Source organism: Neisseria sp. HMSC03D10 (genome assembly GCF_001807625.1).
GTDB lineage: Bacteria > Pseudomonadota > Gammaproteobacteria > Burkholderiales > Neisseriaceae > Neisseria > Neisseria mucosa.
The window spans coordinates 4,180-4,768 of the sequence record NZ_KV789514.1 but is presented as its reverse complement, the minus strand read 5'-3'; the positions used below and the strand labels follow the sequence as shown (position 1 = coordinate 4,768).

Sequence of the window (589 nt, the reverse complement as noted above, 5' to 3'; positions counted from 1 at the left end):
ATCCCCGATTAGTGGGGCAAGTCTTCCGACTTTACCTTTTTCACCATCTGGACCATCAGGTAAGTGTCTTAATCCCCGATTAGTGGGGCAAGTCTTCCGACAAAAGTGGCATTACCAAATCCTATACTGCACATATGTCTTAATCCCCGATTAGTGGGGCAAGTCTTCCGACAAAGAGATTGTGTTTCTTACACTTAGGACATTTCGTCTTAATCCCCGATTAGTGGGGCAAGTCTTCCGACATAAACACAAAATTTAAAGAGCAGATACAGATGCGTCTTAATCCCCGATTAGTGGGGCAAGTCTTCCGACAATACTACAATCAAGAAAGGTCAACGCGTGCACGGTCTTAATCCCCGATTAGTGGGGCAAGTCTTCCGACTGGGCACTCGCAGCACGTTGCAGTGTTTCGATTTCGTCTTAATCCCCGATTAGTGGGGCAAGTCTTCCGACATGAAAACAATGTCTTACATCCTACTGAAGAATTTGTCTTAATCCCCGATTAGTGGGGCAAGTCTTCCGACACAATCTGACGCATGAGAACGGGTGGTTTTCGCAGTCTTAATCCCCGATTAGTGGGGCAAGTCTT

The 589-nt window shown here is 46.3% G+C and carries 1 CRISPR repeat array.

Going from position 1 to position 589, the window contains the following annotated elements:
• Nucleotides 1-65 precede the first annotated feature (65 nt).
• Nucleotides 66-524: direct repeats of the CRISPR family, unit length 36 nt; unit sequence GTCTTAATCCCCGATTAGTGGGGCAAGTCTTCCGAC.
• Nucleotides 525-589 lie beyond the last annotated feature (65 nt).